A 19163-nucleotide genomic window follows, 5' to 3' on the forward strand; every position below is an offset into this window, starting at 1 on the left:
CCCTCGTCCTGCAGTCCGCGTCTGACAGCCCGCAGTCCTACAGCTCCGGGGCCTGGGCCAGGAGGCTGCCGCCCCAGCGGCTTTCCAGGGCGTGCTCGATGGCGGCGCCGACGCGGTAGCAGCGGTCGTCGGCGAGCACCGGGGCCATGATCTGGAGGCCGACCGGCAGGCCGTCCTCGTCGGCGAGGCCGCACGGCACCGACATGGCGGCGTTGCCCGCGAGGTTGGACGGGATGGTGCACAGGTCGGCGAGGTACATCGCCATCGGGTCGTCGGCGCGCTCGCCGATCGGGAACGCCGTGGTCGGCGTGGTCGGCGAGACCAGGACGTCGACCTGCTGGTAGGCGGCCTCGAACTCGCGCGCGATGACGGTGCGGACCTTCTGCGCCTGGCCGTAGTAGGCGTCGTAGTAGCCGCTGGACAGCGCGTACGTGCCCAGCATGATCCGCCGCTTGACCTCAGGGCCGAAGCCGGCGGCGCGGGTCAGCGCCATGACCTCCTCGGCGCTGCGTCCGCCGTCGTCGCCGACGCGCAGGCCGTAGCGCATGGCGTCGAAACGGGCCAGGTTGGACGAGCACTCCGACGGCGCGATCAGGTAGTAGGCCGGCAGCGCCGTGGTGAACGACGGGCAGGAGACCTCGACCACGGTGGCGCCCAGCGACTCCAGCAGCTTGACGGCCTCGTGGTAGCGGGCCAGCACGCCGGTCTGGTAGCCCTCGCCGGAGAACTCCTTGACGACGCCGACGCGCAGGCCGGCGATGTCGGGGTTGCGGGCCGCCTCGACCACGCTCGGGACCGGCGCGTCGATGGAGGTGGAGTCCATCGGGTCGTGGCCGGAGAACGCCTCGTGCAGCAGCGCCGCGTCGAGCACGTTGCGGGCGAAGGGGCCCGGCGTGTCGAGCGAGCTGGCGAAGGCGATGAGGCCGTAGCGGGACGAGCCGCCGTAGGTCGGCTTCATGCCCACGATGCCGGTGACCGAGGCCGGCTGCCGGATCGAGCCGCCGGTGTCGGTGCCGGTGGACAGCGGCGCCTCGTAGGCCGCCACCGCGGCGCTGGAGCCGCCGGAGGAGCCGCCGGGCACCCGCGTCAGGTCCCACGGGTTGCGGGTGACGTGGTAGGCGGAGTTCTCCGTCGAGGAGCCCATGGCGAACTCGTCGAGGTTGGTCTTGCCGAGGATGACCAGCCCGGCCTCGCGCAGCCGGGCGGTGACGGTCGCGTCGTAGGGGGGCCGCCAGCCCTCCAGGATCTTGGACGCGGCCGTGGTCGGCATGTCGCGGGTGGTGAAGATGTCCTTGTGCGCGATCGGCACGCCGGCCAGCGGGCCCAGCTTCTCGCCCGCGCGCAGCCGGGCGTCGACCGCCCGCGCCTGCTCCAGCGTCACCTCGCGGTCGACGTGCAGGAACGCCTGGACCTTGGGCTCCACCTCGGCCATGCGGTCGAGGTGCGCCTCGGCCACCTCGACGGCCGACACCTCGCCCGCGGCGATCATCGAGCCCAGCTCGGCGGCGGTCTTGCGGATGAGACTCATGCCTCCTCCCCGAGGATGCGCGGCACCTGGAAGCGGTCGTCCTCGACGGCGGGCGCGCCGGAGAGCGCCTGCTCGGGGGTCAGGGACGGCCGCACCTCGTCGGCACGGAAGACATTGGTGAGCGGAAGCGCGTGCGACGAAGGCGGAACGTCCTCGGCCGCGACCTCGGCCACCTTCGCGACCGACTCGATGATGGCATCGAGTTGGGTGGCGTAGTGGTCGAGCTCGTCGTCCGTGAGCGCCAGCCTGGACAACCGGGCCAGGTGTGCGACCTCGTCGCGGGTTATGGCGGACATGAGTCGTTTAACCCGTTTCGTGGATGGAGTCTTTGGACACTGCCATCCTAGGGGGCTTGACGCAGCGCACCCGAACGATTAACCCCCTGGCAACATCCGCGCGGCGATCCGTGGAAGCGCTCCCACGAAGCACGGCGGCATGGTCAGGCGGTGTGGGTCACCTCGGGCTGGTAGCCGTACTCGGCGGACAGGGCCCCGGCGCGCTCGCGCAGCCAGGCCGTCATCTCCGCGGCCGGCATCGGCTCGCCGAACAGCCACCCCTGCCCCACGTCGCAGCCCATCTCGGCCAGCCGCATGGCGACGTCGTCCGACTCGACGCCCTCGGCGACCGAGCGCAGCCCGAGCGAGCGCACCAGGTCGACGATCGAGCGGACGATCCGGTCGTCGTCCTCGGACTCGGCGATCCTGCGGACGAACGAGGCGTCGATCTTGACCTCGGACACCGCCAGCCGCTGCAGCCGGATGAGCGAGGAGTAGCCGGTGCCGAAGTCGTCCAGCGACAGCGGCACGCCCAGCGTGACGAGCGCCTTGATGGTCTCCTGCGTGTAGGCCTGGTCGCCGGTCAGTATGCGCTCGGTCACCTCCAGCTGGATGGCCGCGGGCGGCAGCCCGTAGCGGGCCAGCCCCACCTCCAGCTGCTCGGGCAGCGCGGAGTCGAGCAGGTCGCGGGCCGAGATGTTGACCGAGACCGGCACCCGCAGCCCGCCGTGCCACCAGCACGCGGCCTGCGCCAGCGCCTGCTCGATCACGTACGCCGTGAGCTGCCGCATCAGGTAGGACTGCTCCGCCAGCGGCACGAACTCCGACGGCGGGATCATCCCGTGCACCGGGTGCCGCCAGCGCAGCAGCGCCTCCACGCCCCGCACCGCGCCGCTGCCCAGCCCGACCGCGGGCTGGTAGTGCAGGCGCAGCTCGCCGCCGTCGATGGCGCGTCGCAGGTCACCCAGTAACGTCAGCCGTTCGGGCGAGTTGCGGTCCTTGTCCGGCTGGTAGAGCTCGACGCCGGTGCGTCCCTCCTTGGCGAGGTACATCGCCACGTCGGCGCGCTGGAGCAGCAGCTCGAAGTCGGGGGCGTGGTCCGGGTAGAGCGCGATGCCGACCGAGGCGTCCACGTCGAACGTCATGCCCTCCAGCCGCACCGGCTCGGTCAGCGCCGCGCGCAGCCGGGCCGCGACCTCGCGGGCCGCATGGGTGTCGCGGATCGAGGGCAGCAGCACGGCGAACTCGTCGCCGCCCAGCCGGGCCACCACGTCGCCGGGCCGCACGGAGTGGGTCAGGCGGTGCGCGACCATCTGCAGCAGCCGGTCGCCCACCGGGTGGCCCATCGTGTCGTTGACCTCCTTGAACCGGTCGAGGTCGAGCAGGAACAGGCCGACCCGCTCGTCGTGGCGGGCCTCGGCCAGCGCCTCCTCGGTGCTCACGATGAGCATCTTGCGGTTGGGCAGGCCGGTCAGCTCGTCGTGCATCGCCTGGTGGTCGCGGCGCATGGACAGGGTGGCGGTGAAGTAGACGGCCGCGAGCGGCGCGACGAACAGCGGCACGAGGCCGGGCGTGTGGTTCATGACCACGACGACCAGCGGCGCCATGCCGAGCAGCGCGACGTAGACGAGGCCCTGCGGCCCCACGGTGACCCGCAGCACCCGGACGATCGAGCGCCGTTCGTGCAGCGCGACCGCGCCGCAGACGAGGGTGGCGCGGGTGGCGAAGTAGGCGATCCCGGCCAGCGCGATCGGCACCAGGCCGGGCACGTCGGGCTCCCAGGGCACGGACGGGCTCGGCGCGATGCCGAACGCCCCGAGGACCACGGCCGCTGCGGTGAGCGCGAGGGTGGACTGCGCGATGTTGAACATGACCCGGTGCCACGCCTTGCGCGTCAGCACGCCGTTGAGCGCGACCGCGACGGCCTGCAGCAGCACCGCGACCGGCAGCCCGTAGTGCAGCAGCACGGCGAAGGTGAACATGGTGGACGGGTAGGTGCCGCCCACCGAGGCGGCGGAGGACACCATCACGGGCCGCAGCTCGCCGAGGATCACGAGGACCACCAGCACCCAGAACAGCGCGGTGCGGGCCAGCGCGGTGAGCCCCGTGGCGTCGAGCCTGAGCATGGCCACGAGCAGAGCGGTGAAGCCGATCACCGTGATGCCGGCGAGGAACGCCCAGAGCGGCGTGCCGACGCGTGGTCCGGTGTCGCGGGTGTCGGTTGGGTCAGTCATCGATAACAGAACCCCCATGAGGTCACTATGGGAGGGTACGACCTTCAGCCCACTTCGCGAAACCAAGCGCGTACGGTCCGTAATTCTCCTTTCCGACATATACCCAAAAACCACCGTACGTAGCAAACCCTGCCCGGTGCGTACCGGCCCTCCCGGTACAGGCAGTTCACTCCTCCGGCTTGACCGCCGCCGCGGCCGCCGCCTCCGGCCCTTCCTCCAGCAGCACCGCGAACCCGGCCCCGTCCAGGATCGGCACCCCGAGCGTCACCGCCTTGTCGTACTTCGACCCCGCGTTGTCCCCCGCGATCAGGAACGACGTCTTCTTCGACACCGACGAGGCCACCTTGCCGCCCCGCGCGGCGATCGCGTCGGAGGCCGAGTCGCGCGTGTAGCCCTCCAGGGTCCCCGTCACCACGAACGTCAGCCCTTCGAGCGTCTGCGGCCCCTTCTCCGGCGCGGGCTCGTCCTCCATCCGCACCCCGGCGGCCCGCCACCGCTCGATGATCTCCCGGTGCCAGTCGACCTCGAACCACTCCTTGATCGTCGCCGCCACCCGCGGCCCGATGCCCTCGATCGCGGCCAGCTCCTCCTCGGACGCGTTCATGATCGCGTCGATCGAGCGTAGGGCGCCCGCGAGGTCGCGCGCCGTGGGCGGCCCGACGTGCCGGATCGACAGCGCCACCAGGAGCTGCGCGAGCGGAACCTGCTTGGCCCGCTCCAGCTCCTCGATGAGCAGCCGGGCCCCGGCGCTGGGCTCGCCGTTCTGGTTGGAGAAGAGGGTGACGACCTTCTCCTCGCCGGTCTTCGGGTCGATCTTGGGCAGGCCGGAGTCGGGGTCGCGGACCACGGACCTGATGGGCAGCAGCTGCTCCAGCGTGAGGTCGAACAGGTCGGCCTCGGTGCGCACCACCGGCTCCTGCGGCGGCAGCGGCTGGGAGAGCGCGGTGGCCGCGACGTAGCCGAGCCCGTCGATGTCGAGCGCCCGCCGCCCGGCCGCGAAGTAGACGCGCTCGCGGATCTGCGCCGGGCAGGCCCGCGCGTTGGGGCAGCGCAGGTCGGCGTCGCCCTCCTTCTCGTACGCGAGCCGCGTGCCGCACTCGGGGCAGTGCGTCGGCATGACGAACTCCCGCTCGGAGCCGTCGCGCAGCGCCGTCACCGGGCCCACGACCTCGGGGATGACGTCGCCCGCCTTGCGCAGCACGACCGTGTCGCCGATGAGCACGCCCTTCTTCTGCACGATCGCGGCGTTGTGCAGCGTGGCCCGCTCGACCGTGGACCCGGACACCACCACCGGCTCCATCACCGCGAACGGCGTCACCCGCCCGGTGCGCCCCACCCCCACCTGGATGTCGAGGAGCTTGGTGTTGACCTCCTCGGGCGGGTATTTGAAGGCCATCGCCCAGCGCGGCGCCCGCGAGGTCGAGCCCAGCTCGCGCTGCGTGCGCAGGTCGTCGACCTTGACCACGACCCCGTCGATCTCGTACGCCGGGTCGTGCCGGTGCACCCGGTAGTGCTCGATGAACTCGTTGACCTCGGTGAGCGTCGGCACCACCTGGTAGAGGTCGCTGACCGGCAGCCCGAACTCGCGCAGCCGCGCGTAGGTCTCCGACTGCGTGCGCGGCGCGGCCGCCCCCTCCCAGACGCCGACGCCGTGCACCAGCATCCGCAGCGGCCGCTGCGCGGTGACCCGCGGGTCCTTCTGGCGGAGGGTGCCCGCGGCGGAGTTGCGCGGGTTGGCGAAGGGCGGCTTGCCCTGCTCGACGAGCTGCTCGTTGAGCCGTTTGAAGCCCTCGACCGGGATGTAGACCTCGCCGCGCACCTCGACCAGGCTCGGCACGTCGTCGCCGGTGAGCCGGTGGGGCACGCCCTGGATCGTGCGCACGTTGTCGGTCACGTCGTCGCCGGTGCGCCCGTCGCCGCGGGTGGCGCCCCGCTCCAGCCTGCCGTCACGGTAGACCAGCGCGATGGCCAGGCCGTCGATCTTCAGCTCGCAGAGGTAGGGCCCCGGATCGCCCTCGGCCAGCCGCTCGGCGCGGGCCTGCCAGGCCGCCATGTCCTCGGGGGTGAACGCGTTGTCGAGGCTCTCCATCCTGGCCAGGTGCTGGACCTTGGCGAAGTCGCCCGAGGGCGGCGCCCCCACCTTCTGGGTCGGCGAGTCGGGCGTCTGCAACGACGGATGGGCCTCCTCCAGGGCCAGCAGCTCCCTGAACCACGCGTCGAACTGCGCGTCACTGACCGTCGGCTGGTCGAGCACGTAGTAGCGCCAGCGGGCGTCCTCGACCAGATCGCTCAGCTCGGCGTGCCGCTTGAGCGCGGCCACGGGCACGCCCTGGACCTCGGTGCTTGACTCGCTCACGCGGGCTCTCCTTCCGTACGGCAACCTGAGCAAACGCTACCGCTGAGCACCGACAACACCGTGCTCACGAAGGCGTGCCGTTAGCCCTCGCCGCCCGCCGGATCGTCCTTGAGCACCCGGGCGGCCTTGCGGCAGGCGGCCAGCGCGGCCCGCGCGTACGCGGGCGAGGCCCCGGCCAGCCCGCACGCGGGCGTGAGCACGACCCGCCCGGCCAGCTCGTCCGGCGCGAACCCGAGCCGCCGCCACAGCTCCACGGCCGGTCTGGCGATCGCCCCGAGGTCCGGCAGCCGGCTCCCGGCGCCAGGCACGACCCCCAAAAACAGCGTCATCCCGTCCTCGACCAGCTCGCCCAGCTCGTCCTCGTCCCGCCGCCGCAGCAGGGCGGCGTCGACGGAGACCCCGCGCGCCTTGGCCCGCCGCAGCAGCGCGAACGGCACCGCGGGCGCGCAGCAGTGCACCACCGGCTCGCCGAACAGCCCCAGCGACTCCTCCACCCGCCACTCCTCCACGGCGGCCAGCCGCCCGAACCCGGACGCCGTCGGCACCGTGCCCGCCAGCGCCCCCGGCAGGCCGGGCTCGTCGAGCTGCAGCACGATCTCCGTCACGCCCGGCAGCCGCCGCCGCACCTCGGCGCAGTGGTCGGCCACGCCCTGCGCCAGCGAGGCCGTCAGGTCGCGTACGGCCCCCGCGTCGGCGAGCATCTTGTCGCCGTGCCGCAGCTCGATCGCCCCGGCCAGCGTCCACGGCCCGCACACCTGCACCTTGAGCGGCCCCGCGTAGTCGTGGCCGATCTCCTCCAGCCCGTCGAGGTCGCGCCGCAGGTGGTCGACGGCCCGCTGATGGTCGCGGCCCGGCCGGTCGGCGATCCGCCAGCCCGACGGCTGCACCTCGACGGGCATGTCGACCAGCAGCGAGGCCGTCCGGCCGATCAGGTCGGCGCCGACGCCCCGTGCGGGCAGCTCGGGCAGATAGGGCAGTCCGGGCACCTCGCCGAACACGACCCGGATCGCCTCAAGATGATCGTCGCCCGGGTGCGAGCCGACCCCGGTGGCTTCCCACGTTGACATGGCACAAGCGTAGGCTCTTCGCCATGGAGCTCACGAAATACGGTCACGCCTGCGTCCGCCTGGAGAAGGACGGCAAGGTCCTCGTCATCGACCCGGGCTCGTTCACCCGGGACCCGGTGCTCGACGGCGCCGACGCCGTGCTGATCACGCATGAGCACTTCGACCATGTGGACGTGGCGAAGCTGCGGGAGTCCTCGCCCGGCCTGGAGGTCTTCACGTGCGAGGGCGTGGCGGCCCAGTTGTCCGAGGTGCCGGCCAAGGTGCAGGTGGTGCGCGACGGCGACGCCTTCGAGACGGCCGGTTTCCGCGTGCGGGTGTTCGGCGAGCGGCACGCGCCCAACCATCCCGACATGGAGATCGTCCAGAACGTCGGCTTCCTGGTGGACGACGAGGTCTTCTACCCCGGCGACGCCCTGACCGTGCCCCCGGCCGAGGTGCCCACGCTGCTGGTGCCGACCGGCGGGCCGTGGCTGAGGCTGGCGGAGATGGTGAACTATCTCCGAACGGTGCGGCCGGCGCGGGCGTACTCGACGCACGACGCCCTCTACAGCGACATCGGGCTCGCGCTGGTGGACGGCTGGCTCAAGATGGAGGCCGACAAGCAGGGCGCCGACATCCGCCGCCTTGCGGTCGGCGAGTCGGTGACCCTCTAGCCGAGCTGGTCCCTGCTCGCCGACCTGATCGTGGCCGAGCCGATGACCGTGTCGCCGGAGTAGAGCACGGCCGCCTGGCCCGCCGCCACTCCGGTGGCCGGGCGGTCGAGGTCGATGCGCAGGCCGCCCGCGACCTCAGCGAACCGGCAGCCGTAGACCTCGCCGTGGGCGCGGAGCTGGACGGTGAGGTCGTCACGCCGGTCGGGGCCGTTCCAGACGGGCGGGCCGCAGTGGATCGTGGTGACCTCCAGCGCCGAACGCGGCCCGACCGTGACGGTGTTGCTCACCGGCTCGATGGACAGCACGTAGCGCGGCCGGCCGTCGGGCGCGGGCCGGTCGATGCGCAGACCCTTGCGCTGCCCGACGGTGAACCCGTGTGCGCCCTGGTGGCTGCCGACGACCGCGCCCTCCTCGTCCACGATGGGGCCCTCGGCCGCGCCCAGCCGGTCGGCGAGGAAGCCGCGCGTGTCGCCGTCGGCGATGAAGCAGATGTCGTGGCTGTCGGGCTTGTCGGCGACCGTCAGCCCGCGCCGGGCCGCCTCGGCGCGCACCTCGGCCTTGGTCGAGTCACCGAGCGGGAAGATCGCGTGGGCGAGCTGCTCGCGGGTGAGCACGCCCAGCACGTACGACTGGTCCTTGCCCTGGTCGGGGCTCCTGGACAGCACGCCGTCGGTCAGCCGGGCGTGGTGGCCGGTGGCCACGGCGTCGAACCCGAGCGCCAGCGCCCGGTCGAGCACCGCCGCGAACTTGATCTTCTCGTTGCAGCGCAGGCACGGGTTGGGCGTGCGGCCGGCGGCGTACTCGGCGACGAAGTCCTCGATCACGTCGCGCTGGAAACGCTCGGCCATGTCCCAGATGTAGAAGGGGATGCCGATCACGTCGGCCGCCCGGCGGGCGTCGCGGGAGTCCTCGATCGTGCAGCAGCCCCGGGCGCCCGTGCGATGGGATTGGGGGTTGGCCGACAGCGCGAGGTGCACACCGGTGACATCGTGACCGGCCTCGGCGATGCGAGCGGCGGCCACGGCTGAGTCGACGCCGCCCGACATGGCGGCAAGCACACGCAGTCCCATGACCTTTCAAGCGTACTGTCCGGCACGGGGTGCGCGAGCGCGCCCCTCACAGACACAGGGTGCGCGAGCGCGCCCCACGTCTGCGAGGATTCAGCTCATGCGACTGTTCGGGCGCAAGGACGCCGAGGACCACGGCGGCGGGTCATCCGAGGACGGGCTCGCCGGATTCTGGACGTGGTGGGAGGAGACCAGGCCGGCCGTCGACGCGCTGGTGGCCGCGGGCGACACCGCCGGGCTCGAGGACCTGGTGGCGCCCGCCGTGGCGGCCGTGCACCCCGACCTGGTGTGGGAGATCGCGCCCGGCCGCAACGCCATGCACGCCCTGGTGGTGACCTCGGCGGGCGACGCCGAGCTGCGCCCGCTCGCGCATCGCTGGGCCAAGGCCGCACCGCCGGCCGACCTGTTGTGGGAGTTCCATCCGTCGCGGCAGGCCAACCCGCAGGCGGCCGAGCTGACGCTGGACGTGGGCGGGTTCGACTTCGCGCTGGACAAGCTCGTGCTGGGCCTGCGGGTGCCGCGCAACCAGCCGCGCGTGGACGTCGCCGCCTACCACCCGATCTTCGCCGAGCTCGACGAGGACGTCAGGCTGGACGCCGCGCTGCTCGCCCTCGACTGGCTCCTCGGCGAGGACGAGGTGGCCCGGTGGGTGGGCGAGATCACGGCGGTGACGTTCGAGCCGATCGACGCCGTGGCCGCCCCGCACCTGCCCGCCGTGGTCGCCGACCTCGCCTCGGGCTACGACGAGGAGGAGTGGGTGCTGCTGGAGGGCCAGACGGCCGGCGGCGCGCCGCTGGTGGCCACCGCCCGCTACCCGCTGCGGCCGGTCGATCATCCGCTCTTCGACCAGCACATCGCGATCACGCTCCCGTACGCGCACCGCGACGAGGCCGGGCTGCCGATCGGCGAGTCGCTGGCCGCGCTGCGCGACTTCGAGGAGCGGCTGGCCGCCCGCCTGCTCAAGCTGCGCGACGACGCGGTGCTGGCCGCGCACCTGAGCGCGGAGGGGCAGCGGACCATCCACGTCTACGCCGATCCGACCGGTGACGCCGCGATCCACGCGAAGGAGCTGATCGTGAGCTGGGAGGAGGGCGAGCCCCGGGTGGACGTCGCCACCGATCCCGCCTGGACGGCCGTCTCGCCGTTCCTCAGCTAGCGCTCGGCAGCCTCCGGACGCGGCGCTCAGCCCTCCTCGGACGCGGCTGAATCCTCGGACGCGGCTCAGCCCTCGGACGCGGCGCTCAGCTCAACCCGGCTCGGCGGGCGCGTTCGACGGCGGCGGGCAGCACCTCGATCAGGCGGTCGATGTCCTCCCTGGTCGAGGTGTGTCCGAGGGAGAAGCGCAGCGAGCCCCTGGCCGCGGCGGCGTCGGCCCCCATCGCCAGCAGCACGTGCGACGGCTGGGCCACGCCCGCCGAGCAGGCCGAGCCGGTCGAGCACTCCACTCCCTTGGCGTCGAGCAGCATGAGCAGCGCGTCGCCCTCGCAGCCGGGGAAGGAGAAGTGGGCGTTGCCGGGCAGCCGCTGGGTGGGATGCCCGTTGAGCACGACGCCGGGGACTGCCTGGCGGACGCGTTCGATGAGCTCGTCGCGCAGCGCGGTCAGGTGGCGGCTCGTCTCCTCCTGGTGCGCGACCGCGGTGCGGACCGCCGCCGCGAGCCCGGCGATGGCGGGAGCGTCGAGGGTGCCGGAGCGTACGTCGCGCTCCTGGCCGCCGCCGTGCTGCACCGGCACCGGCGTGAGGCCCCGGGCCAGCAGCAGCGCGCCGGCCCCCATCGGGCCGCCGACCTTGTGCCCGGTGAGCGTGAGCGCGTCGGCTCCCGACGCGGCGAACGACACCGGCAACTGCCCGACGGCCTGCACCGCGTCGGTGTGGAACGGGATGCCGTGGTCGTGGGCGATGGCCGCGAGCACGTGGAGCGGCTGGATGGTGCCGACCTCGTTGTTGGCCCACATCACGCTGATCACGGCGACGTCGTCGGGGTCGCGCTCGACGGCGGCCCGCAGCGTGTCGGGGTGCACCATGCTGTGCTCGTCGACCTCCAGCAGCTCGACCTCGGCGCCCTGGCTCTCGGCCAGCCAATGGGCGGGGTCGAGCGCGGCGTGGTGCTCGATGGCGCTGAGCAGCACCCGCCGCCGGGGCCGGCGCGACCAGTAGAGGCCCTTGATCGCCAGGTTGTCGGCCTCGGTGCCGCCGGAGGTGAACACGACCTCGCTGGGCCGGGCGCCGAGCGCGTCGGCGATGCTCTCGCGCGACTCCTCCACGACCCGGCGCGTCTGCCGGCCGGCCGCGTGCAGGGAGGAAGGGTTTCCGACCCGCCGGAGTTGCTCCGTCATGGCCTCGATCGCCTCGGGCAGCATGGGCGTGGTCGCGGCATGATCGAGATAGGCGGACGGTCTGGTCACCCGCTCAGGGTATCTCGTTTGCGACTGTACCGTCCGGCCGGTACAGTAGAGGCATGCGAAGGAACGAGCTTTTGGACGCGGCGGAGGAGATCCTCTGCGACCAGGGCTCGGCCGCGCTCACCCTCTCCGCGGTGGCCGACCGGGCCGGCGTCAGCAAGGGCGGGCTGCTCTACCACTTCAACTCGAAGGAAGCCCTGATCAAGGGCATGGTCGAGCGGCTGATCGAGGATTTCGACCAGCTCATGGCAGCCCAGCAGGACGACACCTACACCGAGCGCTACCTGGGGGCGACCCTGGCGGCGGTGCGCACGGGCCGGCTGCGACGCTGGGCCGTGGTCACGGGCGCGTCGGGAAACCTGTTCCTGCTCGCCCCGCTGCGCGAGGCGATGGCCCGCTGGCATCGCGAGGACCTGGAGGCCGAGCCCGACCCGGTGACGTCGCAGATCGTCCGGCTCGCCTGTGAAGGGTTGTGGGATGTCGCCAGCCACGCCCCGGAGCTGAACACCGAGTCCGACCTGCGGACCTTGGAGACGCGCCTGCGGGCGCTGCTCGCGCCCGCCTGACGTCCGGCTCCACCGCCCCTCGCGGCTCCCCTCCAGGCCCCGCCGGCCCCTGGAATTTTCTCCCTCCTCATCCTGTTCCACCCTCCTGTCTCGCCCTTTCCGTCCCATCTGTCCCATACGTCCCGTCGCCAGTGCTCGTCCGGCGTCGGGGGCTTGGTGTGCCCTCTCCCCCTGCGCGAACCTTCGCGCGGCATGCCCGCCCTCGCCTCGCCGGCCGCTGCCCGCCCGAAATATCCCCATAAGTAACTGTTCTGTGGAAGGTGTTGCCGTATGACCCGCGCCCTGAGGAGTGCCCGCTACGGGGCGGTCCTCACTTTCGTCCTTGCCGGCCTGATGGTGGGCACGATGACCGTGCGCATCCCGGCGCTGACCGACAAACTCGGGCTGTCCGAGTCCATGGTCGGCACCGTGCTGCTGGTCTGGGGCGTCGGCGCCCTGGTGACCATGCAGAGCATGCGCCGCGTCATGGCCCGGCTGGGCAGCAGGACGGTCCTGCGGGTCGGCGGCCCCCTGACCGCGCTCTCCCTGGTCGCCGTGGCCTTCGCCCCTGACCTGCCGCTGCTCATGGTGGCCGTGGCGTTCTTCGGGATGGCGTTCGGCATGGTGGACGTCGCCATGAACGCCCAGGGCTCCACGGTCGAGCAGGCGTACGGACGGCCGCTCATGAACGGCATGCACGCGGGCTGGTGCGTCGGCGCGATCACGGCGGGCGGCGTCGGCAGCCTGTCCATCGCCGTCGGCCTGTCGTTCACCGCCAACGTGGCGCTGATCGGGCTGGTCGCGCTCCCGCTCATGATCGCGGTCGGCCGTACGCACCTGCCCGAGCCCCCCGCCTCTGAGCGCTCCGTCGCCGCCGGCCGCCGGCGCCTGCCGCCGATCGTCTACCTGCTCGGCGCGATCATGTTCTTCGCCTTCATGGTGGAGGGCACCGTCGCCGACTGGAACGGCCTCTACATGCGCGACGAGCTCGGCGCCCCCGAGGCCGTGGCCGCGCTCGGCTACCCGGTCTTCGAGGCGGGCATGCTGATCGCCCGGCTGACCGGCGACCGGCTGCGCGTCAGGTACGGCGTGCGCGGCATGCTGACCGTCTCCGGCGTGGCCACGGCCGGTTTCTTCGGGATCGTGCTGCTCGCCCCGGCGGCGCTGGTGGCGGTGGGCGCGATGTTCTTCGTCGGCCTCGGCGTGGCGACGATCTCGCCGCTCACGCTGTCCCTGGCCGGAACGGCGACCGCCACCCCCGGCCCGGCGATCGCCCAGGCGGGCGCGATGGGGTACGCGGGCCTGTTGCTGGGCCCGGTGGTGATCGGCTTCCTGTCGGACGCCACCACGCTGCGTACCGCGCTCGGCATCGGCGTCGTGCTCGGCGTGCTGATCGCCCTGGCCAGCCGCCTGCTCCCGAGCCGCGAACCGGCCGCGGTGAGCACGCTCCCCGTCACCAGGGAGCGGGAGCCCGCCGCCGCCTGACCTCCGCGCCAGCCGCCCTCCCGGCGTGCCGGGAGGGCAGCGGCGTCGACTACGAGGACGAGCTGGCCGTGGTCATCGGCCGGCTGTGCCGCGAGGTCCCGGTCGTGGTCCCGCTCTTCACCAGCCTGTCGACGTACGCGCCGCTCCGCGTCGTGCTGCGGTACGCGCTGAGCCGGGTGGGCGTCCACGTGGGCCTGGCCGTGAAGAACGAGCAGATCGCTTCCATGAGTCAGAGTGTCGAACGGCCGCCGAAGTCCTGGCGTCGCCGTCTTCGAGGGTCATGCTCGCCGTCACCCCACGCGCCGCCGCAGCGGCGAAGCGGGTCTCGAGCGGGGGTTCGGGGGGCCGTGTCCCCCGAGGTCACAGCCCGAGCCCCCTGCGCGAAGCTCCCCTAGGGAGGTCCTATGGGCGGCGCGTGCCGGGATGCGGGTTCATGCCGCATCCCGGCGTCGTGCGTCACTTGCGCTTCTTGATCTCCTCGGTGAGCTGGGGCACGACCTGGTGCAGGTCGCCCACCACGCCGTAGTCGGCCAGCTCGAAGATCGGGGCCTCCGGGTCCTTGTTGATCGCGACGATCGTCTTCGCGGTCTGCATGCCCGCCCGGTGCTGGATGGCGCCGGAGATGCCGGCCGCGATGTAGAGCTGCGGCGAGACCGTCTTGCCGGTCTGGCCGACCTGGAACTGGTGCGGGTACCAGCCCGCGTCCGTCGCGGCGCGCGAGGCGCCCACGGCCGCGCCGAGCGCGTCGGCGAGGCCCTCGATGACGCTGAAGTTCTCGGCCGAGCCGACGCCGCGGCCGCCGGAGACCACGATCGCGGCCTCCGTCAGCTCGGGGCGGGCGCCCTTCTCCTGCTTGACCCGCTCGACCACGCGCGTGGCCTTGGCGGCGTCGGACAGGGTGACCGCGATCTCCTCCTCGGCGCCGGCGCCGGCGGACGGGGCGGGAGCGGTGGAGTTGGGGCGTACGGCCACGATGGGCGTGCCCCTGCGGACCTTGGCGCGTACGTTCACGCCGCCGCCGAAGATGGACTGGTCGGCCACGAAGCCCTCGCCGAGGCCCACGGCGTCGGTGATGACGCCGGAGTCGGTCTTGACGGCCAGGCGGCCGGCGATCTCCTTGCCCTCGGCCGTGGCGGCCACGAGCACGGCGGCGGGCGACTTGTCGGCCACGAGCTGGGCCAGGGCCTCGGCCTTGGGCGCCACCACGTACTGGACGAGCTCCTCGGAGCCGCCGACGTAGATCTTCTCGGCGCCGTACTCGGCCAGCTTGGCCTTGGCGTCGGCGGTGATGCCGGGGCCGAGCCAGACGGCGGCGGGCGTGCCGAGCGAGCGGGCCAGCGTGAGCAGCTCCAGCGTGACCTTCTTGACCTCGCCTTCGACCTGCTCGACGAGAACGAGAATCTCCGACATTTCAGTAAACCCCCGTTCTCAGATGAACTTCTTGGACGCGAGGAAGTCAGCGGCGTTCGCGCCGCCGTCGCCCTCGTCCTTGACGATCGTGCCGGCGGCGCGCGGCGGGGCCGCGGCGAAGTCGACGACCTCGGACCAGGCGGCGTCCAGGCCGACCTGTCCGGCGTCGATGGAGGCGTCGCCGATGGCGAGCGTCTCGACCGGCTTCTTCTTGGCCGCCATGATGCCCTTGAACGACGGGTAGCGCGGCTCGTTGATCTTCTCGACCACGGACACGACGGCGGGCAGCGTGGCCTCGATCTTGTCGAAGCCGTAGTCGGTGATGCGCTGGACGCGGATCGAGGTGCCCTCGACCTCGACCTTGTTGGCCAGCGTGAGCTGCGCGGCGCCGAGGCGCTCGGCCAGCATGGCGGCCAGCACGCCGGTGCGGGCGTCGGTCGACTCCGAGCCGAGGATCACCAGGTCGAAGCCGATCTTCTTGAGCACCTGCGCCATCGCGTACGAGGTGGAGAGCGCGTCGGAGCCGTGGAGCGCGTCGTCGCTCAGGTGCACGGCCTTGTCGGCGCCCATGGCGAGGGCCTTGCGGATGGTCTCGGTGGCCTTGCCGGGGCCCATGGTCAGCACGGTGACCTCGCCACCGTGCGCTTCCTTGAGCTTCAGCGCCTCCTCGACCGCGTACTCGTCAAGCTCGTTGACCACGCCGTCGGCGGCGTCGCGGTCGAGCGTCTTGTCATCGGACCGCAGCTTGCGCTCGGTCGCCGTGTCGGGGACCTGCTTCACGCAGACGACGATGTTCATGGCCGGTGGCCGACCTCCCGTTTCGCGTGCGCCACCGCGTCGCTGCGGTGGGCGCCGGATGCAATGCTGTCCAGACTGCCAGGTGCCTGTTCGGCCTCCGGCAGAGGGTGGCTTGTCGCGGTCATGTTACCCATGAGTAGCTTACGCGCAAACCGTGCGGAAACACGGTCGGCACGCCGGACTCTGCCCCTCCACCATACCGAACTTCATTCTGTTCGTGCCGCCCGCCCCCCGTCGTGGCCGGCTCAGGCCGACAGCAGGAACACGACCCCCACGACCAGCGCCGTTCCGGCGAACAGCGCCAGGGTGAAGGTGCTGAACACCGCCGCCAGCCCGAAGCAGAGGCCGACAACCCCTGCCACGGCGACCATATCGACGATCACGCGGGACCGCCGGTACGGGCCGCGCGTGAACAGCGCGACCCCGGCGTCCGAGACCACGCCCAGCGCGTACGCCGCCAGCAGGAACAACCCCACCTCAGGCAGCACCTTCCAGGCCGCGGCCGCCAGTAACGACACGAACAGCCCCGACCCGATCACCCACCGCCTGCGCACCTTCTCCCGGTGCCGCGCCCTCGACTCCTCGACCCTGCGGCGCCGCGGGTCCTCGCCCGGCCGCCACTCCATGGTCGCGGTGTCGTCGCCGGGCCGCGCCGGCACGGGACGGACGGCACGGGGAGCGGCGGGCACGTGCTCGACGCCCAGAAGGGCGCAGATCTGCGCCGCCGTCGGCCGCTTGGCGGGATCGGTGGTCAGGCACTCGCGTAACAACGGCGCCAGCCACCCGGGCACGCCCTCCAGGTCGGGCGGATGGTGCACGACCCGGTAGGCGACCGCGGCGGCCGGGCCCTGCCCGTACGGCTGCCGCCCGGTGGCCGCGTACGCGAGGGTCGCGCCGAAGGAGAACACGTCGGCCTCCATGCCCGCCTGCCGCCCCTCCAGCACCTCGGGGGCCAGGTAGCCGGGCGTGCCCACCACCGCGCCCGAGGCGGTCACCGACAGCGAGTCCAGCGCGCTGGCGATGCCGAAGTCGATGACGACGGGGTCGCCCTCGGTCAGGATGACGTTGGCGGGTTTGAGGTCGCGGTGCACGACCCCGGCCTCGTGCATGGCGAGCAGCGCGCCGGCCAGCCCGGCGGCCAGCCGCCGCAGGTCCTCGACCGGCGTGGGGACGGCGCTCAGCGGCCGGCCCTGCACGTAGCGGGTCACCAGATAGGGACGCCCGCCCTCCAGGGAGGCGTCCAGCACCTCGGCCACGTTGGGGCCGCCGACCCTGCGCATGGTCTCCACCTCGCGCGCCAGCCGGGCCAGCGCGGCGGCGTCGGCGGCGACGTGCGGGTGCAGCACCTTGACGGCGACCGTACGGCCCTCCGCGTCGAGCGCCAGGTGCACCTCGCCGAAGCCGCCCGACCCCAGGCGCGAGAGGAGTTCGTACGGGCCGAGGCGCTCGCTCATACCTCTACTCTCCCCAAGGGAGCGGCCGGAGACACGCCGGCCCCCGTCGCCGGCTCAGAACCAGTTGGTCAGGAAGCCCAGGCCGAGGTCGTCGAGCAGGCTGCCGATGAGCCCGGTGATCAGCCCGGTCACCGTCTGGCTGGCCTGCGCGCTCAGCTCGTCGATGATCTTGCTGGGTGCGCGCCACGGCGTCCACACCGGGTCCTGCCCCAGCGCGAACATCACCGCGAACAGCGCCGCCGTGCCCACCACCACGACCGCGACCAGGGCCGCGCCCGGCGTGCGCAGGACGCCGGTGAGCGAGCGGGTGACCGCCTGACGCGGCGCGCCGCCGCCGGGCAGCACGAACAGGCCGGCCGCCATGGCCCCGGCCCCGTACGCCGCCGCCTCGTTGAGATGCATGCCGCCCGCCCAGTGGAGCGCGCCCCACACACACACGCCGAACAGCAGCGCCAGCGGCACGTGCACCGCCGTCACGAGCGCCGACTTGATCAGCGCCCAGGGCGTGCCGACCAGCGCGAGCAGCGGGTCGGCCGCGCTGCTGCCGCGCACCTGCCGCCGCTTGACCATGTCGCCGAACAGGTATTCGCCGAGGCGCAGCACCAGCGCCAGCGCGACCGCGATCGCGCCCGCCATGACGGGCAGCATCACGGTCACCGCCACCAGCGTGACCAGCAGCAGCAGCCCCGTGAGCTGGGCGCCGAACAGATAGCGCTTGCGCTCGGCGGGCGGCTGGGCCTGCTGGCGCGGCGCGGGCGGCGGCGTGTAGGGCCGCACCTGCTGCTGCGGCGGCGGCGCGGGGTAACCGGCCACCCGCTGGTCGCCGTAGGGCGGGCGGGCCGGCACGTAGGGCGGCGGACGCTCGTCCTGCCGGGGCCGCTCCTCGTGGCGCGGACGCGGCGGCGCCTGCTCGCGCCGCTGCCTGGGCGGCGGGGGCGGAGGCGGCTGCGGCTTGGCGTACTCGACCGGCGGCAGCAGGTCGGAGTAGTCGCTCTGGCCCATCACGCGGGTGCCGCTGCCCATGCGCTTGGTGCCGGTCGGCCCGTCGAACGACGTCGTCTCGTTGAACGTCGTCACCGCCGGGTCCAGCGCCCTCGCCATGCGCAGCAACTCCTGCGCGCTCGGCCGGGAGGCGGCCTCGACGTGCAGCGCGCGGCTCAGCCAGCCGCGCAGCCAGGCGGGCGCCTTGTCGAGCTGCGCCCGCCCTTCCATGATGTTGAAGCAGACCGACTCGAACGTCCCCGTGCCGAACGGCGGCGCCCCCGTGGCCGCGAAGAACACCGTCGAGGCCAGCGCGTGCACGTCGGCCGCCTGGGTGATCTCGGAGTCACGGATGATCTCGGGCGCGAGGTAGCCGGGCGTGCCGACGAACATGCCGGTCTGCGTCAGCCGGGTCGCGTTGACCAGGTGGGCGATGCCGAAGTCGATGACCAGCGGCTCCCCGTCGACCAGCATGACGTTGGACGGCTTGAAGTCACGGTGGATCACGTCGGCCGCGTGGATGGCGACCAGCGCCTGGCACAGCCCCTGCGCCAGCTTGATCACCTCGCGCGCGGCGAGCGGACCGTCGGCCAGGACGGTGTCCTCCAGCGTGCGGCCCGGCGCGAAGCGCGTCACCACGTAGGGCTGCCCGCCCACGAGCTCGGCGTCGATGACCTCGGCCACGAACGGGCTCCGCACCCGCCGCATGGTCTCCACCTCGCGGGTGAGCCGGTCGCGCGCCTTGAGGTCGGCGGCCACGTGCGGGTGCAGCACCTTGATCGCGACCTCGCGCCCCTCGCCGTCGAGGCCGAGGTGGACGACGCCCATGCCGCCCTCGCCGATCTTCCTGACCAGCCGGTACGGGCCCAGGCGTTCCGGTGCTTGAATGCTCATCGCCGCCCTTCCCG

General features: G+C 72.6%; 16 protein-coding genes. 4 read left to right on the forward strand and 12 right to left on the reverse strand.

The window, feature by feature from the left end:
* Positions 1–37 precede the first annotated feature (37 nt).
* The 5 genes from gatA to ABD292_RS41280 form a co-directional block, all read right to left on the reverse strand.
* Positions 38–1528, reverse strand: a complete 1491-nt coding sequence (gene gatA, locus ABD292_RS41260; RefSeq protein WP_344217452.1) for an Asp-tRNA(Asn)/Glu-tRNA(Gln) amidotransferase subunit GatA — start codon at positions 1526–1528, stop codon at positions 38–40.
* On the reverse strand, positions 1525–1824 hold the full coding sequence (gatC, locus tag ABD292_RS41265) for an Asp-tRNA(Asn)/Glu-tRNA(Gln) amidotransferase subunit GatC (RefSeq protein WP_242373478.1): 300 nt from the start codon (positions 1822–1824) through the stop codon (positions 1525–1527). The genes gatA and gatC overlap by 4 nt, the downstream gene beginning before the upstream one ends.
* A gap of 143 nt (positions 1825–1967) precedes the next feature.
* Positions 1968–4037: a putative bifunctional diguanylate cyclase/phosphodiesterase gene (locus ABD292_RS41270; protein WP_344217456.1), complete on the reverse strand. Its 2070-nt coding sequence runs from the start codon at positions 4035–4037 to the stop codon at positions 1968–1970.
* Between the two features lie 166 nt (positions 4038–4203).
* Positions 4204–6393 (reverse strand): NAD-dependent DNA ligase LigA, encoded by a 2190-nt coding sequence (gene ligA / locus ABD292_RS41275; RefSeq protein ID WP_344217458.1) that lies wholly within the window; start codon positions 6391–6393, stop codon positions 4204–4206.
* A gap of 80 nt (positions 6394–6473) precedes the next feature.
* Complete coding sequence (locus tag ABD292_RS41280) at positions 6474–7460, reverse strand: methionine synthase (RefSeq protein ID WP_344217460.1); 987 nt, start codon at positions 7458–7460, stop codon at positions 6474–6476.
* A 23-nt stretch (positions 7461–7483) separates the two neighbouring features.
* On the opposite strand from ABD292_RS41280, the gene ABD292_RS41285 reads away from it, so the two are divergent.
* On the forward strand, positions 7484–8113 hold the full coding sequence (locus ABD292_RS41285; RefSeq protein WP_344217462.1) for an MBL fold metallo-hydrolase: 630 nt from the start codon (positions 7484–7486) through the stop codon (positions 8111–8113).
* Here the strand turns inward: ABD292_RS41285 and mnmA are convergent.
* Complete coding sequence (mnmA, locus tag ABD292_RS41290; protein ID WP_344217464.1) at positions 8110–9183, reverse strand: tRNA 2-thiouridine(34) synthase MnmA; 1074 nt, start codon at positions 9181–9183, stop codon at positions 8110–8112. The genes ABD292_RS41285 and mnmA overlap by 4 nt on opposite strands.
* Before the next feature lie 97 nt (positions 9184–9280).
* Between mnmA and ABD292_RS41295 the strand changes: the two genes are divergently transcribed.
* Positions 9281–10336, forward strand: coding sequence for a DUF695 domain-containing protein (locus ABD292_RS41295; RefSeq protein ID WP_344217466.1), 1056 nt, complete (start codon positions 9281–9283; stop codon positions 10334–10336).
* An 85-nt stretch (positions 10337–10421) separates the two neighbouring features.
* On the opposite strand, the gene ABD292_RS41300 is transcribed toward ABD292_RS41295, so the two are convergent.
* Positions 10422–11585: a cysteine desulfurase family protein gene (locus ABD292_RS41300; RefSeq protein ID WP_344217468.1), complete on the reverse strand. Its 1164-nt coding sequence runs from the start codon at positions 11583–11585 to the stop codon at positions 10422–10424.
* 53 nt (positions 11586–11638) lie between these two features.
* Here ABD292_RS41300 and ABD292_RS41305 point away from each other — a divergent pair, with 53 nt between their 5' ends.
* Together ABD292_RS41305 and ABD292_RS41310 are read left to right on the forward strand one after the other, a co-directional pair.
* On the forward strand, positions 11639–12148 hold the full coding sequence (locus ABD292_RS41305; protein WP_344217470.1) for a TetR/AcrR family transcriptional regulator: 510 nt from the start codon (positions 11639–11641) through the stop codon (positions 12146–12148).
* Positions 12149–12418: 270 nt separating this feature from the next.
* The gene (locus tag ABD292_RS41310; protein WP_344217472.1) at positions 12419–13612 is read left to right on the forward strand and encodes an MFS transporter; all 1194 of its coding nucleotides are present in this window, start codon (positions 12419–12421) and stop codon (positions 13610–13612) included.
* 49 nt (positions 13613–13661) lie between these two features.
* On the opposite strand, the gene ABD292_RS41315 is transcribed toward ABD292_RS41310, so the two are convergent.
* The 5 genes from ABD292_RS41315 to ABD292_RS41335 form a co-directional block, all read right to left on the reverse strand.
* Positions 13662–13838: a hypothetical protein gene (locus ABD292_RS41315; RefSeq protein ID WP_344217474.1), complete on the reverse strand. Its 177-nt coding sequence runs from the start codon at positions 13836–13838 to the stop codon at positions 13662–13664.
* 230 nt (positions 13839–14068) lie between these two features.
* Positions 14069–15022 carry an electron transfer flavoprotein subunit alpha/FixB family protein gene (locus tag ABD292_RS41320; protein WP_344217476.1) on the reverse strand — a complete coding sequence of 318 codons (954 nt, stop codon included), beginning with the start codon at positions 15020–15022 and terminating at the stop codon, positions 14069–14071.
* An 18-nt stretch (positions 15023–15040) separates the two neighbouring features.
* Complete coding sequence (locus tag ABD292_RS41325; RefSeq protein ID WP_344217478.1) at positions 15041–15820, reverse strand: electron transfer flavoprotein subunit beta/FixA family protein; 780 nt, start codon at positions 15818–15820, stop codon at positions 15041–15043.
* A gap of 245 nt (positions 15821–16065) precedes the next feature.
* Positions 16066–17274, reverse strand: a complete 1209-nt coding sequence (locus ABD292_RS41330; RefSeq protein ID WP_344217480.1) for a serine/threonine-protein kinase — start codon at positions 17272–17274, stop codon at positions 16066–16068.
* A gap of 54 nt (positions 17275–17328) precedes the next feature.
* Entirely contained in the window at positions 17329–19149 is a 1821-nt protein-coding gene (locus ABD292_RS41335) for a serine/threonine-protein kinase (protein ID WP_344217482.1), read from the reverse strand.
* Between the last annotated feature and the right edge of the window lie 14 nt (positions 19150–19163).

The sequence above is a fragment of the Nonomuraea bangladeshensis genome (genome assembly GCF_039529455.1).
GTDB lineage: Bacteria > Actinomycetota > Actinomycetes > Streptosporangiales > Streptosporangiaceae > Nonomuraea > Nonomuraea bangladeshensis.